Here is a 23,709-nt window from a genome sequence, read left to right as displayed (position 1 = left end):
AGGAAGGCGACGAAGCCGTCAAGGCCTACGCCGAGTACGTCTTCTACGTCCCCGAAACCCCCACCCTGCTCATGCCCCTGCTGACCACCGTCCCGCTGCAGATCTTCGCCGCGGAACTCGCGGCAGCCAAGGGCTACGACGTGGACCAGCCCCGCAACCTCGCCAAGAGCGTCACCGTCGAGTAACAGCCAGCCAATGAACAGCTGAAAGCCCCGGGCCCACTGAACCAGTCAGTGGGCCCGGGGCTTCCACCGTTAACCCTGCCGTGCCAAAACCAGGTGTTTGCGCTGATGGCGGACAACCGCAATTTCCGGGGTCAAACCGCACCCTGCACCCGCTTCCGGCCAGGCGCGCCCCCGTAGAATGAACCGCATGATCGTTGGCATCGGGGTAGACGTAGTAGACATCGAGCGGTTCGGCCGCCAGCTGGAACGGACGCCGGGCCTGAGGGACCGCCTGTTCGTGCCGGCGGAACGGGAACTGAACACCCGCTCCCTGGCAGCCAGGTTCGCCGCGAAGGAAGCCGTGGCCAAGGTCCTTGGTGCGCCCGCCGGCATGAACTGGCAGGACTGCTGGATCGGCCTTGACCACAACGGACCCACCGTCCAGGTCAAGGGGACCGTCCTTGCGGTTGCCGAGGCCAAAGGCGTCAAGCGCTGGCACCTGTCCATCAGCCACGACGGCGGCATCGCCACCGCCACGGTCCTGGCCGAAGGCTGACCAGGCAGCCGCCGCATGATCAACGCCTACACCGGAACGCAGGTCCGGGCCGCCGAGCAACCCCTCCTGGCCACCGGCCTGGGGGACGTGCTCATGCAGCGCGCCGCACACGGCCTGGCCGGCGCCGTCGTCCAGGAACTCAAGTCCCGGGGCCGCCGCCTGAGCGGTGCCCGCGTGGTGGTGCTGGCCGGCAAGGGCAACAACGGTGGCGATGGCCTGTTCGCAGCCGCCTTCCTTGCCGTCCGCGGAATACGCACGACGGCGGTACTCACCGGCGATTCCGCCCATCCGGCTGGCCTTGCGGCATTCGAGCGCGCCGGCGGCCGGGTGCACCGGCTCACTGAATCTGCAATCCCGGGACTGGCGGCGGAAGCTGCCGCGGCCGATGTCGTCATTGACGCCGTGCTGGGGACCGGAGCGAAAGGCGGGCTGCGGGGCAGCGCTGCAGACCTGGTCCAGGCTGTCAGTGACGGCATCAGGAGCGGTCTGGTGGTGGCCTGCGACCTCCCGAGCGGCGTGGACGCCGATACCGGCGAGGCAGCCGGGCCGGTCCTTTCCGCCGACCTGACCGTAACGTTCGGGGGAGCGAAGGCCGGCCTGCTGGCGGACCCGGGCGCGGACCATGCGGGACGCGTCCTGGTGGTGCCGATCGGGATCGAGGAGCATCTGCCGCAGCCGTCCCTTCGCCGGCTGGAGGATGCCGAACTGGCCCACCTCCTGCCCCGTCCTGCACGGCGGGCCCAGAAGTACTCCCGCGGAGTGCTGGGAGTGGTGGCCGGATCCGAGGACTATCCCGGCGCCGCAGTCCTGGCGTGCCGGGGCGCCCTGGCCGCAGGAGTCGGCATGGTGCGGTACCTCGGTCCGCCGGCCGTGGCCGACCTCGTCCGGCAGTCCTGTCCTGAGGTGGTGTGCAGCACGGGGAGCGTGGCCGACAACCGGGTGCAGGCGTGGCTGGTGGGCTCGGGCATGGGCCCGCAGGACCACGACCAGTTGACGCGTGCCCGCGATGCCATCGCGTCCGGACTTCCCGTCGTTGCCGACGCCGGCGCGCTGCCCGCGTTGCCGGCCATGCTCGCCCCGCACATGGTGCTGACCCCGCACGCCGGCGAGCTGGCGTCGCTGTTCCAACGCCTGGGCGGTGGGGAGGACCGGGAAGCCGTGGAAGCCGGAACCCTCGCCGCCGTACGCCAGGCCGCCAACCGTACGGGAGCCACCGTCCTGCTCAAAGGCGCCACCACACTCGTGGCGGCACCCTGGGGAGAGACCTTCAGCCAGGCGGACGGTACGCCCTGGCTCGCCACTGCAGGCAGTGGGGACGTCCTGGCCGGGGTCATTGGTGCGCTGCTCGCCCAGGCGGGGCCCGACGTCGGCCGCTTCAGTGAGGTGGGCATAGCGGCGGAGGGGCGGTGGGCCGCAATTGCCGCACTGGGCGCCGCGCTGCACGGGCGGGCAGGGCTGGCGGCGTCGGAGGCGGTGACAGGTGGTCCGATCACGGCCGGCGGCGTCGCGAATGCCATACCCGAAATTTGGGGTAAAGTCAGCATGCTTAGTAAATATGGAGCCTGGAAACGTAATAGTCACAGCCAACCACTACGGTAGGCATTAGTTCGCACCAGCAGCGGGGCGTTCCGATGCCCTCTGCTGCTGACCACAAAATGAGGAGCACGATGGAAGTCTGGCCTGGAACTGCCTATCCGCTGGGAGCGACCTTTGATGGCACCGGCACCAATTTCGCCCTGTTCAGCGAACGGGCCGAGCGGGTCGAACTCTGCCTCCTGGCTGATGACCTGACCGAAACGCGCATCGAACTGACCGAAGTGGACGGCTACGTGTGGCACTGCTACCTTCCGCACATCCAGCCCGGCCAGAAGTACGGCTACCGCGTGCACGGTCCCTACGATCCCGCCAGTGGCAACCGCTTCAACCCGAACAAGCTGCTGATGGATCCCTACGCCAAGGCCATCCAGGGCCAGATCGACTGGGACCCGGCCCTATTCTCCTACGAATTCGGCGACCCCGACTCCCGCAACGACGCCGATTCCGCCCCGCACACCATGCACGGCGTGGTCATCAACCCCTTCTTCGAATGGGACGGCGACCGCCAGCTGCGGATCCCGTACCACGAGTCGGTGATCTACGAAGCCCACGTCAAGGGCCTCACCGAGCTCCACCCGGAAATCCCGGACGAACAGCGCGGCACCTACGCCGGTGTGGCCCACCCTGCGGTCATTGAGCACATGAAGAAGCTCGGGGTCACGGCCATCGAACTCATGCCCGTCCACCAGTTCGTCAACGACGGCACCCTGGTGGAAAAGGGGCTCAGCAACTACTGGGGCTACAACACCATCGGCTTCTTCGCCCCGCAGAACACCTACAGCGCCACCGGCGACGTGGGGCACCAGGTCCAGGAATTCAAGGCCATGGTGCGCGACCTGCACCGCGCCGGCATCGAAGTGATCCTCGACGTCGTCTACAACCACACTGCCGAGGGCAACCACCTGGGCCCCACGCTGTCCTTCAAGGGCATCGACAACCAGGCCTACTACCGCCTGGTGGACAACGACCTCAAGCACTACATGGACTACACCGGCACCGGCAACTCCCTGAACGTCCGCCACCCGCACTCGCTGCAGCTGCTCATGGACTCCCTGCGCTACTGGGTCACGGAGATGCACGTGGACGGCTTCCGCTTCGACCTTGCCTCCACCCTGGCCCGTGAGTTCTACGACGTGGACAAGCTCTCCACCTTCTTCGAACTCATCCAGCAGGACCCGGTAGTTTCCCAGGTGAAGCTGATCGCCGAGCCGTGGGACGTCGGCCCGGGCGGCTACCAGGTGGGCAACTTCCCGCCGCAGTGGACCGAATGGAACGGCAAGTACCGCGACACCGTCCGCGACTTCTGGCGCGGCGAGCCCTCCACGCTTGGCGAGTTCGCCTCCCGGCTAACCGGCTCCGCCGACCTCTACGAAAGCTCCGCCCGCCGTCCGGTGGCCTCAATCAACTTCGTCACCGCCCACGACGGTTTCACCATGCGGGACCTGGTCTCCTACAACGAGAAGCACAACGAGGCCAACGGCGAGGGCAACAACGACGGCGAATCGCACAACCGCTCCTGGAACTGCGGCGTTGAAGGCGACACCGACGACGACAAGGTCCTGACCCTGCGCGCCCGCCAGCAGCGGAACTTCATCGCCACGCTGCTGCTCTCCCAGGGCGTGCCCATGCTGCTGCACGGCGACGAGCTGGGCCGCACCCAGCAGGGCAACAACAACACCTACTGCCAGGACTCCGAGCTCAGCTGGATCCACTGGGAAGCCATGGACCAGCCGCTGGTGGAGTTCACAGCCTTCGTGAACAAGCTCCGCCACGACCACCCGACGTTCCGCCGCAGCCGCTTCTTCGACGGCCGGCCGGTGCGCCGCGGCGAAGGCGAAAAGCTGCCGGACATCGTCTGGCTCAAGACGGACGGCACCGAAATGCTGCCGGAGGACTGGGGGAGCGGCTTCGGCCGCACCATCGGCGTGTTCTACAACGGCGACGGCATCCAGGAACAGGATTCACGCGGTCGGCGCATCACGGACGACAGCTTCATCATGGCCTTCAACGCCCATGACGATGCCGTGGACTTCTGCCTTCCCAACGAAGAGTACTCACAGTACTGGGAGGTCCTGATTGACACCGCGGCCCAGGCTGACGCGTATGAACCGCTCAAGGCGAAGGCAACGCTGACCCTGGACGCGAAGTCCATGGTGGTGCTGCGCGCCTACTCCGGCCCGGAAGCTGAGGTGGACACATCCGCTGCCGCTTCACTGGCGTCCAGGGTAGAGCACGAGGAAGCCCAGGAGGAGATGGTGGAGGCCCAGACCAAGGCCGCGGAAGCGAGCGAGGCAAAGGCCGAGGAAACCAAGGCAGCCAAAGCCGAGGACGCCAAAGCTGCGAAGGCGGAGGAGACCAAGGCTGCGAAGGCAACCGAGGCATGAGGACACCCGTCTCCACCTACCGTTTGCAGATCCGCAGCAGCTTCACCCTGTTCGACGCCGCCAACCAGGTCCCGTACCTGAAGGACCTCGGCGTGGACTGGGTATACCTGTCGCCCATCCTCACTGCGGAAAAAGGTTCGGACCACGGCTATGACGTGACCGACCCGTCCGCCGTGGATCCGGACCGCGGCGGCCCTGAAGGGCTGCTGGCCCTGTCCAGGGCAGCGCGCGAGCACGGCATGGGCGTCCTGGTGGACATCGTGCCCAACCACGTGGGCGTGGCATCCCCTCCCCAGAACCCGTGGTGGTGGTCCCTGCTCAAGGAGGGCCGCGAATCACCCTACGCGGAAGCTTTCGACGTCGACTGGGACCTGGGCGGCGGAAAGGTCCGGCTCCCCATGCTGGGCTCCGACGCCGACCTGGACAAGCTGGAGGTCAAGGACGGCGAACTCCGCTACTACGATCACCGGTTCCCCCTGGCCGAAGGCACATACAGCGACGGTGATTCCCCGCAGGACGTGCACAGCCGCCAGCACTACCAGCTGATGGACTGGCGCCGCGCCGACGCCGAGCTGAACTACCGGCGCTTCTTCGCGGTCACCACGCTCGCCGGAATCCGCGTCGAAGAACCCTCGGTCTTCCAGGAAGCGCATGCCGAGGTGGGGCGCTGGTTCACCGAGGGCCTGGTGGACGGGCTACGCGTGGACCACCCGGACGGCCTCGCCGATCCCACCGGCTATCTCCGCTGGCTGAAGGACCTCAGCGGCGGCGCCTACGTCCTGGTGGAGAAGATCCTGGAACCGGGCGAGGTGCTGCCGCAGGAGTTCGCGTGCGAAGGCACCACCGGATACGACGCGCTGGCGGACGTGGACCGGGTCTTTGTGGACCCCGCGGGGCAGCAGGCACTGGACGCACTGGACGCCAGGCTGCGGGGCTCCTCAGAGCCCGCGGACTATGCCGCAATGATCCGCGGCACCAAGCGCATGATCGCCGACGGCATCCTGCGCTCGGAAGTGCTGCGGCTGGCCCGGCTGGTCCCGGAGTCCTACGGCCTCGCCCTGGACCAGGCAACCGACGCCATCGCGGAGATTATCGCGTCCTTCCCGGTGTACCGTTCGTACCTGCCCGTGGGCGCCGATGTCCTCAAGGAAGCATGCGAATCCGCGGCAGCCCACCGGCCGGACCTGGAAGTGGCGGTGGGAACCCTCCTTCCGCTGCTGCTGGATCCGGCCAACGCCATCGCCATCCGGTTCCAGCAGACCTCCGGCATGGTCATGGCCAAGGGCGTGGAGGATACGGCGTTCTACCGCTACACCCGCCTTGGAACCCTGACCGAGGTGGGCGCTGAACCCACCGAGTTCGCCGTGGACCCGGAGGAATTCCACCAGCGGATGCAGCGGCGCCAGCAGGACCTCCCGCTGTCCATGACCACCCTGTCCACCCACGACACCAAACGCAGCGAGGATGCCCGGGCACGGATCTCGGTCATCGCCGAGCTGCCGCAGGAGTGGGCGGAAACGCTGGAGAGCCTTCGCGGCCTGGCGCCCATCCCGGACGGCCCGTACGAAAACCTGCTGTGGCAGGCAATCATCGGTGCCTGGCCGGCAAGCCGGGAACGGCTTCAGGGATACGCCGAGAAGGCGGCCCGGGAAGCCGGGAACTCCACCACCTGGACCAATCCCAATGAGGACTTCGAGGCCGCGGTGAAGGCCGCCGTGGACGCAGTCTTCGACGACGCCAAGGTCGCCAACGTGGTGACGGACTTCGTGGCCCGCATCGACTCCTTCTCCGCCGCCAACTCGGTTTCCGCCAAGCTGGTCCAGCTGACCATGCCCGGCGTGCCGGACGTGTACCAGGGCAGCGAGTTCTGGGAACGTTCGTTGACGGACCCGGACAACCGCCGGCCGGTGGACTTTGGTGCCCGGCAGGCTGAGTTGGCAAAGCTCGACGCCGGCACCTTGCCGGACGAGGGCACAGAGGCCAGCAAGCTCCTGGTCACCTCACGGGCACTCCGCCTGCGCCGGGACCGGCCGGAGCTGTTCCAGGGCTACACGCCAGTCCCAGCCACCGGCGCGGCTGCTGGGCACCTGCTCGCATTCACCCGCGGAACCGATGCCTCCTCCGGCGCCCTCACGCTTGCCACCCGGCTCCCCGCCGGACTGGAAGCCGGCGGCGGGTGGCGGGACACCGCCGTCGACCTTTCCACTGCCATGCGCGACGAACTTACGGGAGCCAGCTACGGGCCGGGCCCGGTTTTGGTGGCAGATGTGCTGGGTACCTACCCGGTGGCCCTACTGGTACCCGAAGATGGAGAGAAGGCATGACCCTGGTCAACGTTGGACCTGAGCGCTTCGATGTCTGGGCGCCGGACGTTTCATCGGTGGTTTTGCTGGCCGATGGCCGGCAATATCCCATGCAGAAGAAGGACACGGCGCCGGGATCGGAAGGGTGGTGGACGGCCCCCGACGCGCCCGCGGACGGCGACGTGGACTACGGCTACCTGCTGGACGGGGAAACCACCCCCGTCCCGGATCCCAGGTCCCGACGGCTTCCCGCCGGCGTGCACGACCAATCCCGGACCTACGATCCCGCAGCCTATGCATGGCAGGATTCCGGCTGGCGCGGCAAGGACCTGCAGGGTTCCGTCATCTACGAACTCCACGTGGGCACCTTCACCCCCGAAGGAACCCTGGACGCCGCCGCGGAGAAGCTGGGCTACCTGGTGGACCTGGGCATCGACTTCGTGGAGCTGCTGCCGGTCAACGGATTCAACGGCACGCATAACTGGGGCTACGACGGCGTCCAGTGGTACACCGTGCACGAAGGCTACGGCGGGCCGGCCGCGTACCAGCGATTCGTTGACGCCGCCCATGCCGCCGGACTGGGCGTCATCCAGGACGTGGTCTACAACCACCTTGGCCCCAGCGGAAACTATCTGCCCAGGTTCGGCCCCTATCTGAAGCAGGGGGACGCCAACACCTGGGGCGACTCGGTGAACCTGGACGGGCCCGGCTCGGACGTGGTCCGCGAATACATCCTGGACAACGCCGCTCTCTGGCTGCGCGACTACCACGTGGACGGGCTCCGCCTCGATGCCGTGCACGCGCTGCGGGACGAGCGCGCGGTGCACATCCTGGAGGACCTGGGGGCTTTGGGCGACGCGATTTCAGCCGGGACCGGGCTGCCCAAGACGCTCATCGCGGAATCGGACCTCAACAATCCGCGCCTGCTCTACCCCCGTGACGTCAACGGGTACGGACTGGCCGGGCAGTGGAGCGACGACTTCCACCATGCCGTGCATGTCAGCGTCAGCGGCGAGACCACCGGCTACTACTCCGACTTCAAATCCCTGGCCGTGCTGGCCAAGGTGCTGAAGGACGGGTTCCTGCACGACGGCAGCTACTCCAGCTTCCGCGGACGCCACCACGGCCGGCCCATCAACGCCGCCCTGGTGGACCCCGCGGCACTGGTGGTCTGCAACCAGAACCACGACCAGATCGGCAACCGGGCCACGGGGGACAGGCTCTCGCAGTCCCTGTCCTACGGGCAGCTCGCCGTGGCCGCGGTCCTCACGCTGACCTCCCCGTTCACCCCCATGCTGTTCATGGGCGAGGAATACGGCGCCACCACACCATGGCAGTTCTTCACCTCCCATACCGAACCGGAGCTCGGGAAGGCCACCGCGGAAGGGCGCATCAAGGAATTCGAGCGCATGGGGTGGGATCCCGCCGTCGTGCCTGACCCGCAGGACCCGGAAACCTTCCGCCGGTCCAAGCTGGACTGGGCCGAGGCCACCTCTGGCGACCACGCGCGGCTCCTGGAACTGTACCGGGCGCTGACGGCGCTGCGCCGCGGGCATCCGGAACTGGCGGGGCTTGGCTTCGGCGGGACGGAGGTTTCGTTCGACGACGACGCCGGCTGGCTGCGGTTCCGGCGCGGATCCGTCGAAGTCCTGGTGAACTTCGCGGACTCGAAGGTCCGGCTGGACGAGGCCGCCGGCAGCGTGCTGCTGGCCACGGACAACGGAACCACACTGGACGGCGGGTCCCTGGAACTGGCGCCCTGGAGCGCTGCGATCCTCAAAGCCTGAATCGACGGAAGAGAGAAACTGATGACGTACATTGCAGCAGGCGACCGCTACGAATCCATGCCCTACCGCCGGGTGGGCCGCAGCGGCCTGAAGCTCCCGGCCATCTCGCTGGGACTGTGGCACAACTTCGGCGACGACAAGCGCTTCGAGGAACAGCGGGACATCCTCCGCCGCGCCTTCGACCTGGGCGTCAACCACTTCGACCTCGCCAACAACTACGGGCCGCCGGACGGGTCCGCCGAGACCAACTTTGGCCGGCACCTGCGGGACGACTTCAAGCCCTACCGCGACGAACTGGTCATCTCCACCAAGGCCGGCTACTACATGTGGCCCGGTCCCTACGGCGAATGGGGCTCGCGCAAGTACCTGATCTCCAGCCTGGACCAGTCGCTGCAGCGCATGGGACTGGACTACGTGGACATCTTCTACAGCCACCGGCCCGACCCGGAAACACCGATGGAGGAGACCATGGGTGCCCTGGACTACGCCGTCCGTTCCGGCAAGGCACTGTACGCGGGCATTTCCTCCTATACGCCGGAGCAGACCCTCGAGGCCGCCCGTATCCTCAAGGAACTGGGCACGCCGCTGCTGATCCACCAGCCCAGCTACTCCATGCTGAACCGCTGGACCGAGGACGGTTCACCCAACCTCTACGAGGTACTGGACCAGGTGGGCGCCGGATCCATCGCCTTCTCGCCGCTGGCGCAGGGCATGCTCACCGACCGATACCTCCACGGCATTCCTGACGACTCGCGGGCAGCCAAGGCGCGCTTCCTCTCGGAGGACTCCATCACCGAGGAAAAACTGGACCGGGTCCGCGGACTGCGGAAGATCGCCCAAGGCCGGGGGCAGACCCTGGCCCAGATGGCCATCGCCTGGATCCTGCGCGACCAGCCTAAGGGCTCGCCCGTCACCTCGGCACTGGTTGGCGCCTCCAGCGTCCAGCAGTTGGAGGACACGCTGTCCTCCATCAACAACCTCGGCTTCTCGGATGAAGAGCTGACCGCGATTGACGAGTTTGCGGTTGAGTCGGACATCAACCTCTGGAAGCAAAACGCCTGACGGTGATTCTCTTTACGCAGCGGGACCGGGTGCACTGCGCCCGGTCCCGCTGCGTTGGGTAGTATGAAAAGGCGCCGCGCGGCGCCGAGCCAGCCGGCCGCCGTCGTACTGTCTGCGAGGCAAACCCGGCCGGCTGACGTTTGTCCCCAAAGGAGTTCTGTGTCTTCACATCCCATCCGTGTTGCAATCGTTGGCGTGGGCAACTGCGCCGCCTCGCTGGTGCAGGGCGTCCAGTACTACAAGGATGCCGATCCCGCAGAGACTGTTCCGGGCTTGATGCATGTTGAGTTCGGCCAGTACCACGTGGGTGACGTTCAGTTCGTCGCCGCGTTTGATGTTGACGGCAAGAAGGTCGGCGTTGACCTTGCCGACGCCATCACGGCCAGCGAAAACAACACCATCAAGATCGCCGACGTCCCGCCCACCGGTGTCACCGTCCAGCGCGGCCACACCCTGGACGGGCTGGGCAAGTACTACCTCGAGACCATCGAGGAATCCACTGAAGAGCCCGTGGACGTGGTCCAGGCCCTCAAGGACGCTGCCGTTGACGTTATGGTCTGCTACCTGCCCGTCGGCTCCCAGGAAGCGGCCGAGTTCTACGCGCAGGCCGCGATCGACGCCGGCGTGGCGTTCGTGAACGCGCTGCCGGTCTTCATTGCCGGAACCAAGGAGTGGGCGGACAAGTTCACTGCCGCGGGTGTTCCAATCGTGGGCGATGACATCAAGAGCCAGATCGGCGCCACCATCACCCACCGGGTCATGGCGAAGCTGTTCGAGGACCGGGGCGTGACCCTGGACCGGACGTACCAGCTGAACGTTGGCGGCAACATGGACTTCAAGAACATGCTGGAGCGTGACCGGCTGGAGTCCAAGAAGATCTCCAAGACCCAGGCCGTGACCTCCAACGTTGAGGCCGAGCTGGCTGCCAAGGACGTGCACATCGGTCCGTCCGACTACGTCCAGTGGCTCGATGACCGCAAGTGGGCGTTCGTCCGCCTGGAGGGCCGCAACTTCGGCGACGCCCCCGTGTCGCTGGAGTACAAGCTGGAGGTCTGGGATTCCCCGAACTCCGCAGGTGTGATCATCGACGCGATCCGCGCCGCGAAGATCGGCCTGGACCGTGGCATCGGCGGCCCGCTGCTGTCCGCGTCGAGCTACTTCATGAAGTCCCCGCCGGAGCAGTTCAACGACGACCTCGCCCGCGAAAAGGTGGAAGCCTTCATCCGCGGCGACGTGGAGCGCTAGAACTCCACACCTCGTTGGCGGCGCTCCCTCACCCTCCGGGGTGGGGGAGCGCCGCCATTTAAAACGCCCCATCACTTCCTGCTCTTTTCTGGCGACGCCCGCTCACTTTTGGCGGATTTTTCTACGACGCCCGCTCACTTTTGACGACTATTCTGGGGACGCCCGCTCGCATCTCACCGGCGAACGTTCAGTCGATCCCAGCTGAAAGTGAGCCCCGTTCAACTAGTCCCCGTTTGCGAACCCCGACGCCACCGTCGCATCCGCCACAGAGTTCTTCACGGCTCGCCTGATCTTTCTGATAGCGGCAGCGAAGCTGTCCTTCTGATCGGCCTTGTCGACGATGATGACAGTCCACCCGGCCGCTTCGAAGGCCTTGTCCCTGCGCCGATCGCTTAGTCGCTGGGCTTCCATAAGGTGATGGCCGCCGTCGTACTGGATAGCAATTCTTCGCTGCCGAAATCCGAGGTCGGCAGACGACGATCGAGGGTCTCCAGGATAAAGTGCCAGCTGCAGCTCTGGCTCCGGGAGACCAGCGTCAAACATGGCCAACCGGAGGAAGGTCTCGGGCGCGGAGTCCGATCCAACCCGCGCCAAGTCCAGTGCCTGCCGGGCACGCACAACCCCTTGAAGGTTTGGATGACGGGCAACCATGTCCCGTAGTTCCTCAATTGTTGAGTAGGCGCCCTCCCTGCCCTCCAGTTCAGGCCGGGGCAGCCGTACCAGTTGGTCCGCCATAGCCACCAAGTCTGCCAACGGCAGTAGCCGTGACATGTCCAGCCATGTCCGTGCCCGTGTGCTAATCCATATCCCCTCGACGAACTCCACCTCGCCAGGCTTCACAATGAGCCGGTGGCCGTGAATTCCTTTCCTGCGGGCTCCCGGAAGCAGCGTGGGCTTGCTTAGGTGAAGTTCACTGGAGTCGGACAACCAAGCGGGCAGGAGCGAACTCTGGAGGCGCGCCGCTGTCACATGGGAAATCCATGCGCCGGGCGTCGCCTCCGACAATGCGCGGGCAGCATGCTCGAGGCAGAAGTCCCATGCAGCAGGGCGGTAGAGGCCCCGGCTGATGTGTTCGACGTCGTTGTGACGCAGGCGGTTGTGGTCCAGTCCGGCGCTTCTTGAGCTTTCAAGCGTGAAGGGTCTGCCAGCCAGATGCACAGGCAAGGGAAGGCGGGATCGCATACTGCATTGTCATGCATATGGCGGATACCCGTGTTGAGTTATCCACAGGCCGTGCCGGTTCGCCGTTTTGCCCGACGCTCGCCGCGGAAGGGGGTGAGCGGGGGTTTGGTGTTGTGCTGCCAAAGGTGAGCGGGCGTGTCAGGTGAGGCCTACCGGGTTGCCGTCCGCGTCCACGTCCATGCGCAGGGCTGCCGGGACGGCGGGGAGGCCGGGCATGGTCATCACCGCGCCGGTCAACGCCACGATGAAGCCCGCACCTGTCTTGGGCAGGAGGTCCCGGACATGGATGGTGAAGCCCTTCGGGGCACCGAGCCGGGAGGCATCGTCCGTGAACGAGTACTGTGTCTTGGCCATGCAGACCGGCAGCCCGCTCCAGCCGTTCCGCTCGATATCGGCCAGCCGCTTCAACGCCGGAACCGAGAAATCCACGCCGTCGGCGCCGTAGATCTCCTGGGCAATGGTCCGGATCTTGTCCTCCACCGGCAGCCCCAGGGCGTAGAGGTGCCGGAAGCTGTTGGGCCCCTCCGCAGCCTGGAGGACCAACGCTGCCAGTTCGTCGCCGCCGTCACCGCCGCCGCCGCGACCCCACACGTCCGCCACGGCCGCCGCCACGCCTTCGGCAGCACACCAGGCCAGCAGCCAGTCCAGCTCCTCCTGGGAATCGGAGGAGAACCTGTTGATCGCCACCACAGGGGTGACCCCGAACTTCTCCACGTTGCGCACGTGCCGGCGCAGGTTAGCCACCCCTGTTTCGAGGGCAGCCAGGTCCGGCTGGGCCAGCCGGTCCTTGGCCACCCCGCCCTGCATCTTCAGCGCCCGCACCGTGGCCACCACCACCACGGCCGACGGCGCCAGGCCCCCGTACCGGGCCTTGATGTCCATGAACTTCTCGGCCCCCAAATCCGCGCCGAAACCGGCCTCCGTGACCACGATGTCCGCCAGCCGCCGGGCGGTCTGGGTGGCAATCAACGAATTACAGCCGTGCGCGATGTTGGCGAACGGGCCGCCATGGACCAGGGCCGGGGTGCCGGCGATGGTCTGGACCAGGTTGGGTTTGACCGCCTCCTTCAGGAGCAGCGTCAAGGCGCCCTGCACCCCCAGGTCCGCCACCGTTACGGGTACCCGGTCGTAGGTGTAGCCGAAGGTGATCCGGCCCAGCCGGGAGCGCAGGTCCGCCAGATCCCTGGCCAGGCAGAAGACGGCCATGACCTCGGAGGCCACGGTGATGTCGAACCCGTCCTGCCGCGGCACCCCCTGGGTAGGCCCGCCCAGGCCAATGACCACCTCACGCAAGGCGCGGTCGTTCATGTCCAGCACCCGCTTGAACGTCATGCGGCGGGGATCGATATTAAGCGCGTTGCCCTGGTAGATGTGGTTGTCCACCAGCGCCATCAGGGCGTTGTTGGCGGAGGTGATCGCATGGAAGTCGCCGGTGAAGTGCAGGTTGATCTCATCCATGGGCAGCACCTGTGAATAGCCGCCGCCGGTGGCACCGCCCTTCATCCCCAGGACCGGACCCAGCGAGGGCTCCCGCAGCGCGATCATCACCTTCCGGCCGGCCCTGGCCAGGGAATCCGCCAATCCCACGGTGGTGGTGGATTTGCCCTCGCCGGCGGGCGTGGGGGACATGGCCGAGACCAGCACCACCTTGCCGTAGGGAGCCGGCGCATCGAGCTTGGCCGGATCGATCTTGGCCTTGAACCGCCCGTACTGTTCCAGGGCTTCCGGATTAACCCCCGCGGCAGCCGCGATGTCCGCAATGGGACGGATCCGGGCAGCCCGGGCTATCTCGAGATCAGAAGGGAGTGCAGACATCGTTGTCCTTTCCTGCGCAGCTTCATCCTGCCCAGTCCATTCCGGCGCCGGCAGGCGCCGGAGGCCTGCCCCTAAGCTAACAGCACCCGGGGCGCCCGCGAAGGAAAAGGAAAAGCCCATGACAGAAAAGCCGGGCAGGAAACCAGGACAGGAACGTCAGGAAGCGGGAACCACCGGGGCCAGGCGCCGGCCCACAAAATTCTCGACGGCGGCATGGTAGCTTTCCAGCGTGATGGCGGCTGTGCGCTGCCAGCCGGAGTTCTGGGCGCGGATGGCGGCGGCGCGGCCCAGGTCTTGGCGGGTGGTGGGGTCGTCGTACAGGGCTTCGAGGGCATCGGCCCAGTCGGCGGCGTGGTGGCCATCCACCAGGAGCCCCGTCCGGCCGTGGAAGATGGCGCGGGACAGCCCGCCGACGCGGGTGGCCACGACGGGCGTACCGCAGGCCTGGGCCTCGAGTGCCACCAGCCCGAAGGATTCGCTGAAGGAAGGCATCACCACCACGTCCGCCGCGCGGAACCAGGACGCCAGCTCAGGTGCCTTAACCGGCGGAAGCTGCGTGACGACGTCGTCCATTCCTGCCTCCGCAACCAGGCAGCGCAGGTTGAATTCCTTGTTGCCGCTCAGGGCGCCCAGGATGGTGACGCGCAGGTCGATGTCCGGCCGGCGTTTGCGCAGCAGCGCCGCCGCCTTGACCAGGACCTGCGGGCCCTTCAGCCGTTGGATGCGGCCGGCGAACACCAGATGGAAGGTGTCCGGGCTGATGCCGTGCCGGGCCCGGGACCGCGCCCGGAATGCCGGTGTGAAGGTGGCCAGGTCCACTCCGGGCGGGGCGATGTCGATGCGGTCGTAGGTGGCGCCGTAGTGGGAAACGAGCTCGGCTGCCTCGGAGCTGGTGTTGGCGATCAGCCGTGCCGCGCCGTCCACGATGCGGTGCTCGCCCACCTCGCGCCGGCGCGGCTCCGGCTGTTCGCCGGATTCAAGGAGCAGGTTCTTGACCTTGGCCATGGTGTGCATGGTGTGCACCAGCGGCACGCCCCACAGTTCGGACAGTTCCAGCCCGGCGATCCCGGACACCCAGTAATGCGAATGGATGACGTCATAGCGGCCGTGGGGCTGCCGGCGGCGGATCTGTTCGATCTCGGCCACCATGGCGTGCAGCAACCCCGGCAGCTCCTCTTTGGGGATCTTCTTCGGCGGCCCGGCCAGGACATTGTGCACGCAGACGCCGGGATCGGGATGTTCGACGGCGGGCTGGTCGGCTGAGGTGGCGCGTGTGAAGATCTCCACTTCCACGCCCGCCTCGGCCAGGGCGGAGGCCAGCTCGCGGATATAGACGTTCATTCCGCCGGCGTCACCGGAGCCCGGCTGTTCCATGGGGGAGGTGTGGAGGGAGAGCAGCGCGACCCTGCGGATCAGTGCCACGGGACCTCCTTCCGGCCGCCGGCGGGTATCAGGGGAGCCGGCTCAGTGCGCATTCGATAAAACATTACTCCTTCCCCTAACGCCCGCCGCCTTCCCAGATCTTCCCCAAAGCCGGGAAAGCCTGCTCATAACCAGCCAGAAGCTTCGCGGCGAGGTCCGGCGAATCCACGAGCGGGTGCCGGGCGAAAGCCTCAAGGGCTGCCTCGCGGGCTCCGGTGCCGGCGGCCCGGACCACGAGCCGTTCCACCTCTTTGACCCGCTGGAGCAGCCGCAGCTGCGGGCCGTCCGGCGCCTGCTGGGGCAGGGGCACGGCGCCCCTGGCCGTCACCGTGCAGGGAACCTCGACGACGGCGTCGGCGGGAAGGCCTGGAATGGCAGGCTGGGGAGCGGGCGGGGCAGCCGTGGCGGAGGCGGGCGGGTGGCCTTCAGGTGTCCCGGCGGGTGCCGCCGTGTTCCAGGTGTTCAGGACCAGTTGGGTCTCCCCGCGGCCGGCCAGGGCCCGCATGGCCGCCAGCGCCACCCGCTCATAGCCGCCCCCGGCCAGGTCCTCCTCGGCGCGGCGCTCGCCATCGTGCCGGGCCTCGGCCAGGTAGCCCTCTTCGCGGGAGCGCCGCGCCTCCTCCCACAGCCGGTAGGCGTCCGGCCCGGCAGCAGCCAGCCGCGGGTAGAGCTCCCGCTGCTGGCTGTGGATGGTCTCGCCCCGGGTCTGCGCCATGGCCTGCATCGCCTGCCGGGCTGCGTCGCGCTGGTAGTAGTAATACAGGTACTCGTTGGGAAGCATGCCCAGTTGGGCCAGGAACGGCTGCGGGAAAAGGCGGCCTTCCTCGAACGACTGCAGTGCGCCGGCATCCGCCAAAAGGCCACGCAGCACGTCCCGGCCGCCGGACTCCAGGCGGTACAGCCAGCCCAGGTGGTTCAGCCCGTAGTAGCCCACGCCGTCGAGCCTTCCCTCCGGCAACTGCACCCCGGCAGCGGCCGCCGCCCGCTGCACCAGACCGCCGGCAGAGTCGCAGATCCCGATGACCCGGTGGCCCAGGACGGGAAGCAGCGCCTCGGTGACCATCCCGGCAGGGTTGGTGAAGTTGACCAGCCACGCGTCAGGGCAGTGCTCCCGCATCAGCCGGGCAAGGCCAAGCATCTGCGGAATGGTCCGCAAAGCGTACGAAATTCCGCCGGCCCCCGTGGTCTCCTGGCCCAGCAGCCCTAGGTCCTGCGCCACCTTCTCGTCCGCAACGCGCCCCGCTGTACCGCCCGGCCGGATCGCGGCGAACACCACGGTGGTGCCGGGCAGTGCTTCGGCAGGATCGGTGGTGGCGTGGACCGGAAGACGGGCACCATCACCCACCGGCATGCTCTCCAGCACGGCGGTGACGGCATCAAGGCGCGCGGGATCGACGTCGTACAGCACCAGCTCGGTGACCAGCCCGGCAAAGCGGCCGGACACCAGGGCCCGGTATATCAGCGGCACCCGGAAACCCCCGCCGCCGGCAATCAGAAGCCGCATACCATGCAGTGTAGGCGGGGTGTCCCGCGGCCTGTCCACGCCCGACCAAGGCCCCTACCGCAGCGGTGCGGCACGGCGTATCCTGCGCACTATGGACGCCATCCCAGCACGCCCCTACGACCCCCTGGCTGCCGTCCGTTCACCCGCCGAACCCGGATTCGACCTCTTGCTGGCCGGGACCGTGTTCCAGGACATCATCTTCACCGGCCTGCCCCACGGGCCCGAACCCGGCACGGAAATCTGGAGCGACGGCATGGGCAGCTGCCCCGGCGGGGTGGCCAACCAGGCCATTGCCGCTGCCAGGCTTGGGCTGCGCACCGGGCTGGCAGCTGCTTTCGGCGACGACGGGTACGGGGACTTCAACTGGAAGATCCTTTCCGGCCAGGAACACGTGGACCTCAGCCTTTCCCGACGCGTCCCGGGCTGGCACTCCCCGGTGACCGTGTCCCTCTGCGTGGACCAGGACCGCTCCCTGGTGACCCACGGGCACTCCGCACCGGTGACAAATTCCGAGCTGATCGGAGACCCGCCCAAGGCCCTCGCCGGAATCGCTGAGGTGGGCCTGGAAGTGGAGCCGTGGGCCCACGCAGCCCACGCCGCCGGGGTAAAGCTGTTCGGCGATGTTGGATGGGACCCCAGCGGGGAATGGGCGCCCGTCAGGCTCGACAACCTGCAGTACTTCTACGCCTTCCTGCCCAACCAGCGCGAGGCCATGGCGTTCACGGGCAAGGACAATCCGTGGAGCGCCTTGTACGCGCTGGCGGACCACGTTCCGGTGGCCGTCGTAACCCTGGGCCCGCAGGGCGCCATGGCCGTGGACTCGGAAACCGGCGAGGAAGAATGGGTCCCGTCGCTTCCGGTCAAGGCGCACGACCCCACCGGAGCCGGCGACTGCTTCGACGCAGCCTTCATCGTGGGCACCCTGGCCGGGTGGCCGCTGGGGGACCGGCTGCGCTTTGCCAACCTGTGCGCGTCCATGGCGGTGCAGGAGGTGGGCGGCTCGCTGGCGGCGCCGGGTTGGGGCGACATTGCCGACTGGTGGAGACGCGCCAACGCCCGCCCCGAACGGCAGACGAGCCAGTGGCTGCGGCGCTTCGGGTTCCTCGCTGACATCATCGACGACGTGCCGCTGTCAGCCCAGCGCAGGGCGGCCGCCACCATCGCGCACTTGTCGGATGCTTAGGCGGCGTTGGAGGCCCTGATTATTCGGCGCGAAGTGCCCGCACTAGAATCACTTAGGTGACCTACCCCGCAACAACCGGTGAATTCAGCGCTGCCTCCGGGCCGGACCCCCGCCACGAGCGGTCGGCCGTGATCGACCTGGACGCCATCCGGCACAACGTCCGCCGGCTTGCCGCCGCTGCCTCCCCCGCGAAAGTCATGGCCGTCGTCAAGGCGGATGCATACGGGCACGGCGCCGTCCCCGTGGCCCGCGCAGCCCTGCAGGCAGGCGCGGCCTGGCTCGGCGTGGCCCACATTTCCGAGGCCCTGGCGCTGCGCGCCGCCGGCATCGACGCGCCGCTTCTCGCCTGGCTGCACACCACGGACAGCAACTTCGGTGCCGCGGTGGCCGCCGGCGTCGATATTGGCTGCTCAGGGTGGGAGCTGGAACGCATCGTGGCCGCGGCCCGTGAGCAGGAGCGGCCGGCACGGGTGCATCTCAAGGTGGACACCGGGCTGGGACGGAACGGAGCCACCCCCGAGTCCTGGGACCGCCTGGTGGGGGAGGCCGTGGAATACCAGGACCAGGGCCTGCTGCGGGTAGTTGGCATCTTCTCCCACCTGGCCGTGGCCGACGAACCGGAGCGGCCCGAAACGGACCAGCAGGTGGCCGCGTTCCGGGAGGCGCTGGCCATTGCCGAGGACGCGGGCGTGGATCCCGAGGTCCGGCACCTTGCCAACACCCCCGCCACCCTGTCCCGCCCGGACACGCACTTCGACCTGGTCAGGGTTGGCCTGGGCATCTATGGGCTGTCGCCGTTTGACGGGCAGACTTCAGCAGAACTGGGACTCCGGCCCGCCATGACGCTGCGCACCCTCGTGTCGCAGTGCAAGGACGTGCCCGAGGGGCAGGGCGTCTCCTACGGGCTGCATTACCGCACCAGGACGCCGAGCACGCTGGCCCTGATTCCGGTGGGCTATGCCGACGGCGTCCCCCGGGTCGCCACCGGTGGACCCGTCCGCGTCGCAGGGAAGACCTATCCCGTGGTGGGCCGGATCGCGATGGACCAGATGGTGATCGACCTTGGGCCGGAGGCATCCGGAACTGACCTGCAGGGCGCGGAAGCGGAACTGTTCGGGGACGGCGCCGACGGCGGGCCCACCGCGGAGGACTGGGCACGCGCCGCGGGGACCATCAACTATGAAATCGTGACCCGCATCAGCCCCCGTGTTCCGCGCCGCTTCATCAACGAGGACGAGCCGGCGGGCACCGGCCACGCGGGTAACGGCCACGGCCTGGTGGGCGCGCCCGGCTCGGCGGGGGCCGCATGAGCGCGGCCGGACAGTTGGCTGCCAACTGGGAAAAGACGTTCACGGCGACGACGGCGGAACAGACGCACGCGTTCGGCGCACGTTTGGCGGAGGTGCTGCGGGCCGGGGACCTGCTGGTGCTTTCCGGTGAGCTGGGTGCCGGGAAAACCACCTTCACCCAGGGACTGGGCGAGGGGCTGGGTGTCCGCGCAGGCATCATCTCACCCACCTTTGTGCTGGTCCGGATCCACCCGAACCTGCCGGATGGTCCGCGTCCCGGCGGCCCCGACCTTGTGCACGTGGACGCCTACCGGCTGGGTTCCGCAGCGGAGATCGACGACATCGACCTCGAAAACACCATGGACTCGTCCGTGACCGTGGTGGAGTGGGGACAGGACCGGGTGGAGCACCTCAGCGAGAGCCGGCTGGAGATCGACCTTCTCCGTGCCATCGGGCTGGATGCCGCCGGCAGTGGAGGTGGAAGCCTGGACTTCGACGGCGAAGACACCGACGAGCCCCGCACCATCGTGATGCGCGGCTACGGGCCGCGCTGGGCAACTGCCCCCGAACTGGGTGCCCCCGAACTGGGCGGGCCCGAGCTGGGCGGGCCGGAGCTGGGTGGGCCGGAAGGAAACGCCCCATGCTGATCCTTGCGATTGACACTTCCGCGGTGGCCAGCGCCGCGCTGGTGTCCGATGCAGCCCCCGAAGGCGTGGTGGCAAGCTTCTCCACGGAGGACACCCGCAGCCACGCTGAGGTGCTCGCTCCCGGCATCCACACCCTGCTGTCCGAAGCCGGCGTCACCGGGCAGGACATCGATGCGCTGGTGGTGGGCGTAGGCCCCGGCCCCTTCACCGGGCTGCGCTCGGGCATTGCCACCGCCCGGACGCTGGCGTTCGTCTGGGGCAAGCCGCTGCACGGCCTGATGAGCCTGGACGCGGTGGCCCTGGAGGTAGCCGAATCCACCGCCGCCGTCCCGGAGTTCCTGGTGGCCACCGACGCCCGCCGGAAAGAGGTCTACTGGGCGCGCTACAGCCTGGGTGACGGGCAGCTGCCGCTGCTGGAGGACGGCCCCCATGTTGGTTTCGCCGCCGACCTGCCGGACCTGCCCGCCTTCGGCGCGGGCGCAGGTCTCTACGCCGACGTCCTCCAAGCCGATCCCGAGTTCGCGGGGGAGCAACCCGACGCCCTGTATCTTGGCCAGTTTGCCCTGGCGCGGCTGGCTGCCGGGGAGGCCCTGCTGGACACCACACCCCTGTACCTGCGCGAATCAGATGCCCAGGTACCCGGACCACGGAAGCGTGCACTGTGAGTACCACCCCGGAACCCCACATGGCAGGCGTCACCGTCCGCGACATGACCCTGGGCGATGTACCCGCCGTCGGCGCCCTGGAACACAAGCTCTTCCCCATCGACGCCTGGCCCGTGCAGATGTTCCTGGATGAACTCTCCCAGCCGGAAACCCGCCGCTACCTTGTGGCGGAGACCACCGACGGCATCGTGGGCTACGCCGGGCTGATGTGCATCGAGCCCATCGCCGACATCCAGACCATTGCCGTCGTTCCTGATTACGAGGGGCGGGGAATCGGCAGCAGGCTGCTCACCCAACTCATCGCCGAGGCCAGGCACCGCGGTGCCGCCGATGTCCTGCTCGAGGTCCGCGCCGACAACCCGCGGGCGCAGCAGCTGTACGTGCGGTTCGGCTTCGAACAGATCCACATCCGCCCCCGCTACTACCGCGACGGCGTGGATGCGCTCATCATGCGGCTCCAGCTGGCCGCACCGGAAACTGATGGCCACCAAGCAACGGAAGCAGGCCGGCAATGAACCGCTCACAGCCCCTGGTGCTGGGGATCGAATCATCCTGCGACGAAACCGGCGTGGGCATCGTCCGCGGCACCACCCTCCTGACCAACACCGTCTCCTCCTCCATGGACGAGCATGTCCGCTTTGGCGGCGTCATCCCCGAGATCGCCTCGCGCGCCCACTTGGACGCGTTCGTCCCCACGCTCGATCAGGCGCTGGCAGACGCAGGCGTGAGCCTTGACGAGGTGGACGCCATCGCCGTCACATCCGGGCCCGGGCTGGCCGGCGCACTCATGGTGGGTGTCTGCGCTGCCAAGGCGCTCGCCGTCGCCACCGGGAAGCCGCTGTACGCGATCAACCACCTGGTGGCGCACGTGGGCGTGGGGCTGCTGGATGACCGCGCCAACGGCCGGAAGCAGGAGCTGCCGGAGAACCTGGGCGCCCTGCTGGTGTCCGGCGGCCACACCGAAATCCTGCGGATCAGGACCATCACCAGCGACGTGGAGCTCCTGGGCTCCACCATCGACGACGCCGCCGGCGAGGCCTACGACAAAGTGGCACGCATCCTGGGTCTTGGCTACCCGGGCGGCCCTGCGATCGACAAGGTGGCCCGCGGCGGCAATCCCAAGGCCATCCGCTTCCCCCGCGGCCTCACCCAGCCCAAGTACATGGGCACGGCGGATGAGCCGGGGCCGCACCGGTATGACTGGTCCTTCAGCGGCCTCAAGACGGCAGTGGCCCGGTGCGTGGAGCAGTTCGAGGCCCGCGGCGAAGAGATCCCCGTGGCTGACATCGCGGCCGCCTTCCAGGAAGCCGTGGTGGACGTGATTTCGTCCAAGGCGGTGCTGGCCTGCCGCGAGTACGGCATCAAGGATGTCCTGCTGGGTGGGGGAGTGGCGGCCAACTCGCGGCTGCGGGAACTGACCGGGCAGCGGTGCGCGTCCGCCGGCATCCGGCTGCACGTGCCGCCCCTGGACCTCTGCACGGACAACGGCGCCATGGTGGCCGCCCTCGGCGCACAGCTGGTGATGGCCGGCGTCGAACCCAGTGGAATCGCCTTCGCCCCGGACTCGTCAATGCCGGTTACATCGGTGTCGCTGCCGGCCTGACGGCAGAGCGCCGGGCGAAAGCGAACCGTCGCGGGGCACTTTGGCGGGCTCCGCCGTCGTACATCACGATGGCGGCCGGCGTGTCCGTGCCTAAGTGCCCCACTTCGGCAGGAGCACGTTACGCGGTGGGGCCGTTCCGCATCTGCTTGACCAGGTCCAGCACCACGGCCTGGAGGTTCCCGCCATTTTCCGCGGCCACGCGGCGCTGGCGCTGGTACCCGGCGCCGCGGCGGATGATCTTCTCGACGTCGGCAAGCTCGTCGGCGCAGCGCAGCTTGGCCGCCACCGGCTCCAGCCGGTTCAGCGTCTCCAGCAGGTGCTCGGTGACCAGCTGTTCCCGCCCTGCGGCGTCCAGGATGATGATGGCGTCCATGCCGTACCGGGCGGCGCGCCACTTGTTCTCCTGCACGTGCCAGGGCGGCATGGTGGGAATGGTGCCGCCGTTGTCCAGGGTGGTGGAGAACTCGTCCACCAGGCATTGGGTGAGGGCCGCAATGGCACCCACTTCCTCCAACGTGGCCAGGCCGTCGCAGATGCGCATCTCGATGGTGCCAAGCGCGGGCACCGGCCGGATGTCCCAGCGGATCTCCGAGATGGTGTCGATCACGCCGGTGGTGAACATGTCCTGCACGTAGGACTCGTATTCCTCCCAGGATTTGAACTGGAAGGGCAGGCCGGCGGTGGGAAGCTGCTGGAACATCAGGGCCCGCTGGGAGGCATATCCGGTATCCTCGCCGCCCCAGAAGGGGCTGGATGCGGAGAGCGCCTGGAAGTGCGGGAAGTAGTTGACCAGGCCGTCCAGGACGGGGAGTGCCTTGTCGCGGCGGTCAAGTCCTACGTGCACGTGAACGCCGTAAATGACCATCTGCCGACCCCACCACTGGGTGCGGTCGATGAGTTTGGCGTAGCGGGCCTTGTCCGTCACGGGCTGCAGCTGCGGCGGGCTGAACGGGTGGCTGCCGGCGCAGAAGAGTTCCACGCCCATGGGATCGGTGATTTCGCGGACGGCGGCAACGGACCGGCTGAGGTCTTCCTTGGCCTCGGCAGCTGTTTCGCAGATGCCGGTGACCAGTTCCACAGTGTTCAGCAGCAGTTCCTGCTTGATGTGCGGATGTTCGTCGTCTTCGTTGAGTTCCGGGTGGCGGGAAGCAACTCCGCGGAGCACCTGGTTGGCCACGGATGCGAGCTCGCCCGTCTTTCCGTCCACCAGGGCAAGCTCCCACTCAACACCGAGGGTTGACTGCCTCGATGGGGCGAAGTCGATCTTCACACGTTTCCTCACTGTCCGGTTTGCCGCTGGCT

Annotated in this window: 18 protein-coding genes and 1 pseudogene; 14 read left to right on the top strand and 5 right to left on the bottom strand. The window is 67.6% G+C overall.

What is annotated here, in order from left to right; translation table 11 throughout:
- The 8 genes and pseudogenes from ASG79_RS22250 to ASG79_RS22215 form a co-directional block, all read left to right on the top strand.
- Positions 1–185 (top strand): annotated as a pseudogene (locus ASG79_RS22250) (glutamine--fructose-6-phosphate aminotransferase); the annotation flags it as partial.
- Positions 186–372: 187 nt separating this feature from the next.
- The gene (locus ASG79_RS22245; protein WP_013601780.1) at positions 373–720 is read left to right on the top strand and encodes a holo-ACP synthase; all 348 of its coding nucleotides are present in this window, start codon (positions 373–375) and stop codon (positions 718–720) included.
- A gap of 15 nt (positions 721–735) precedes the next feature.
- Entirely contained in the window at positions 736–2,319 is a 1,584-nt protein-coding gene (locus ASG79_RS22240; RefSeq protein ID WP_056394221.1) for an NAD(P)H-hydrate epimerase, read from the top strand.
- Between the two features lie 68 nt (positions 2,320–2,387).
- Positions 2,388–4,700, top strand: a complete 2,313-nt coding sequence (glgX, locus tag ASG79_RS22235; protein ID WP_018769184.1) for a glycogen debranching protein GlgX — start codon at positions 2,388–2,390, stop codon at positions 4,698–4,700.
- Positions 4,697–7,024 carry a malto-oligosyltrehalose synthase gene (gene treY / locus ASG79_RS22230; protein ID WP_056394218.1) on the top strand — a complete coding sequence of 776 codons (2,328 nt, stop codon included), beginning with the start codon at positions 4,697–4,699 and terminating at the stop codon, positions 7,022–7,024. The genes glgX and treY overlap by 4 nt, the downstream gene beginning before the upstream one ends.
- Complete coding sequence (gene treZ, locus ASG79_RS22225) at positions 7,021–8,790, top strand: malto-oligosyltrehalose trehalohydrolase (protein ID WP_056394215.1); 1,770 nt, start codon at positions 7,021–7,023, stop codon at positions 8,788–8,790. Before treY ends, treZ begins: the two co-directional genes overlap by 4 nt.
- Positions 8,791–8,811: 21 nt before the next feature.
- Positions 8,812–9,852: an L-glyceraldehyde 3-phosphate reductase gene (gene mgrA, locus ASG79_RS22220; RefSeq protein WP_018769187.1), complete on the top strand. Its 1,041-nt coding sequence runs from the start codon at positions 8,812–8,814 to the stop codon at positions 9,850–9,852.
- Between the two features lie 159 nt (positions 9,853–10,011).
- Positions 10,012–11,097 (top strand): inositol-3-phosphate synthase, encoded by a 1,086-nt coding sequence (locus ASG79_RS22215; RefSeq protein WP_018769188.1) that lies wholly within the window; start codon positions 10,012–10,014, stop codon positions 11,095–11,097.
- Positions 11,098–11,319: 222 nt separating this feature from the next.
- Here ASG79_RS22215 and ASG79_RS24265 read toward each other — a convergent pair whose 3' ends face one another.
- The 4 genes from ASG79_RS24265 to ASG79_RS22195 all read right to left on the bottom strand — a co-directional run bounded on the left by ASG79_RS24265 (position 11,320) and on the right by ASG79_RS22195 (position 17,020).
- On the bottom strand, positions 11,320–11,922 hold the full coding sequence (locus ASG79_RS24265; RefSeq protein ID WP_223992229.1) for an endonuclease domain-containing protein: 603 nt from the start codon (positions 11,920–11,922) through the stop codon (positions 11,320–11,322).
- Between the two features lie 495 nt (positions 11,923–12,417).
- Positions 12,418–14,094, bottom strand: a complete 1,677-nt coding sequence (locus ASG79_RS22205; RefSeq protein ID WP_056394212.1) for a formate--tetrahydrofolate ligase — start codon at positions 14,092–14,094, stop codon at positions 12,418–12,420.
- Positions 14,095–14,250: 156 nt separating this feature from the next.
- The gene (mshA, locus tag ASG79_RS22200; protein WP_056394209.1) at positions 14,251–15,516 is read right to left on the bottom strand and encodes a D-inositol-3-phosphate glycosyltransferase; all 1,266 of its coding nucleotides are present in this window, start codon (positions 15,514–15,516) and stop codon (positions 14,251–14,253) included.
- A gap of 76 nt (positions 15,517–15,592) precedes the next feature.
- Entirely contained in the window at positions 15,593–17,020 is a 1,428-nt protein-coding gene (locus ASG79_RS22195) for a 6-phospho-beta-glucosidase (protein ID WP_056394206.1), read from the bottom strand.
- 91 nt (positions 17,021–17,111) lie between these two features.
- Between ASG79_RS22195 and ASG79_RS22190 the strand changes: the two genes are divergently transcribed.
- From ASG79_RS22190 to tsaD, 6 genes are read left to right on the top strand one after another with little or no spacing between them, the layout of a single operon-like run.
- Positions 17,112–18,203: a PfkB family carbohydrate kinase gene (locus tag ASG79_RS22190; RefSeq protein WP_026265754.1), complete on the top strand. Its 1,092-nt coding sequence runs from the start codon at positions 17,112–17,114 to the stop codon at positions 18,201–18,203.
- 56 nt (positions 18,204–18,259) lie between these two features.
- Positions 18,260–19,513, top strand: coding sequence for an alanine racemase (gene alr / locus ASG79_RS22185; protein ID WP_056394203.1), 1,254 nt, complete (start codon positions 18,260–18,262; stop codon positions 19,511–19,513).
- Positions 19,510–20,139 carry a tRNA (adenosine(37)-N6)-threonylcarbamoyltransferase complex ATPase subunit type 1 TsaE gene (gene tsaE / locus ASG79_RS22180; RefSeq protein ID WP_056394200.1) on the top strand — a complete coding sequence of 210 codons (630 nt, stop codon included), beginning with the start codon at positions 19,510–19,512 and terminating at the stop codon, positions 20,137–20,139. The genes alr and tsaE overlap by 4 nt, the downstream gene beginning before the upstream one ends.
- A complete protein-coding gene (tsaB, locus tag ASG79_RS22175; RefSeq protein WP_018769196.1) occupies positions 20,133–20,804 on the top strand; it encodes a tRNA (adenosine(37)-N6)-threonylcarbamoyltransferase complex dimerization subunit type 1 TsaB in 672 nt (223 codons plus the stop codon). The genes tsaE and tsaB overlap by 7 nt, the downstream gene beginning before the upstream one ends.
- 20 nt (positions 20,805–20,824) lie before the next feature.
- Positions 20,825–21,319 (top strand): ribosomal protein S18-alanine N-acetyltransferase, encoded by a 495-nt coding sequence (gene rimI, locus ASG79_RS22170; RefSeq protein WP_056394254.1) that lies wholly within the window; start codon positions 20,825–20,827, stop codon positions 21,317–21,319.
- A complete protein-coding gene (gene tsaD, locus ASG79_RS22165) occupies positions 21,316–22,407 on the top strand; it encodes a tRNA (adenosine(37)-N6)-threonylcarbamoyltransferase complex transferase subunit TsaD (RefSeq protein ID WP_018769198.1) in 1,092 nt (363 codons plus the stop codon). Before rimI ends, tsaD begins: the two co-directional genes overlap by 4 nt.
- 118 nt (positions 22,408–22,525) lie before the next feature.
- On the opposite strand, the gene ASG79_RS22160 is transcribed toward tsaD, so the two are convergent.
- The gene (locus tag ASG79_RS22160; RefSeq protein WP_056394198.1) at positions 22,526–23,677 is read right to left on the bottom strand and encodes a glutamate--cysteine ligase; all 1,152 of its coding nucleotides are present in this window, start codon (positions 23,675–23,677) and stop codon (positions 22,526–22,528) included.
- Positions 23,678–23,709: the final 32 nt, after the last annotated feature.

Origin of the sequence: Arthrobacter sp. Soil761, from assembly GCF_001428325.1 — a bacterium.
Lineage (GTDB): Bacteria > Actinomycetota > Actinomycetes > Actinomycetales > Micrococcaceae > Arthrobacter.
The sequence above is the reverse complement of the archived record's forward strand: the minus strand, read 5'-3'. Positions and strand labels throughout refer to the sequence as shown.

Excerpts from the sequence above, each read along its gene's own strand:
- treZ (WP_056394215.1), top strand. The coding sequence starts at position 7,021 with ATGACCCTGGTCAACGTTGGACCTGAGCGCTTCGATGTCTGGGCGCCG.
- mgrA (WP_018769187.1), top strand. The coding sequence starts at position 8,812 with ATGACGTACATTGCAGCAGGCGACCGCTACGAATCCATGCCCTACCGC.
- ASG79_RS22240 (WP_056394221.1), top strand. The coding sequence starts at position 736 with ATGATCAACGCCTACACCGGAACGCAGGTCCGGGCCGCCGAGCAACCC.
- rimI (WP_056394254.1), top strand. The coding sequence starts at position 20,825 with ATGGCAGGCGTCACCGTCCGCGACATGACCCTGGGCGATGTACCCGCC.
- ASG79_RS22195 (WP_056394206.1), bottom strand. The coding sequence starts at position 17,020 with ATGCGGCTTCTGATTGCCGGCGGCGGGGGTTTCCGGGTGCCGCTGATA.
- ASG79_RS22205 (WP_056394212.1), bottom strand. The coding sequence starts at position 14,094 with ATGTCTGCACTCCCTTCTGATCTCGAGATAGCCCGGGCTGCCCGGATC.
- treY (WP_056394218.1), top strand. The coding sequence starts at position 4,697 with ATGAGGACACCCGTCTCCACCTACCGTTTGCAGATCCGCAGCAGCTTC.
- tsaE (WP_056394200.1), top strand. The coding sequence starts at position 19,510 with ATGAGCGCGGCCGGACAGTTGGCTGCCAACTGGGAAAAGACGTTCACG.
- glgX (WP_018769184.1), top strand. The coding sequence starts at position 2,388 with ATGGAAGTCTGGCCTGGAACTGCCTATCCGCTGGGAGCGACCTTTGAT.
- ASG79_RS22245 (WP_013601780.1), top strand. The coding sequence starts at position 373 with ATGATCGTTGGCATCGGGGTAGACGTAGTAGACATCGAGCGGTTCGGC.
- ASG79_RS22190 (WP_026265754.1), top strand. The coding sequence starts at position 17,112 with ATGGACGCCATCCCAGCACGCCCCTACGACCCCCTGGCTGCCGTCCGT.
- tsaD (WP_018769198.1), top strand. The coding sequence starts at position 21,316 with ATGAACCGCTCACAGCCCCTGGTGCTGGGGATCGAATCATCCTGCGAC.
- tsaB (WP_018769196.1), top strand. The coding sequence starts at position 20,133 with ATGCTGATCCTTGCGATTGACACTTCCGCGGTGGCCAGCGCCGCGCTG.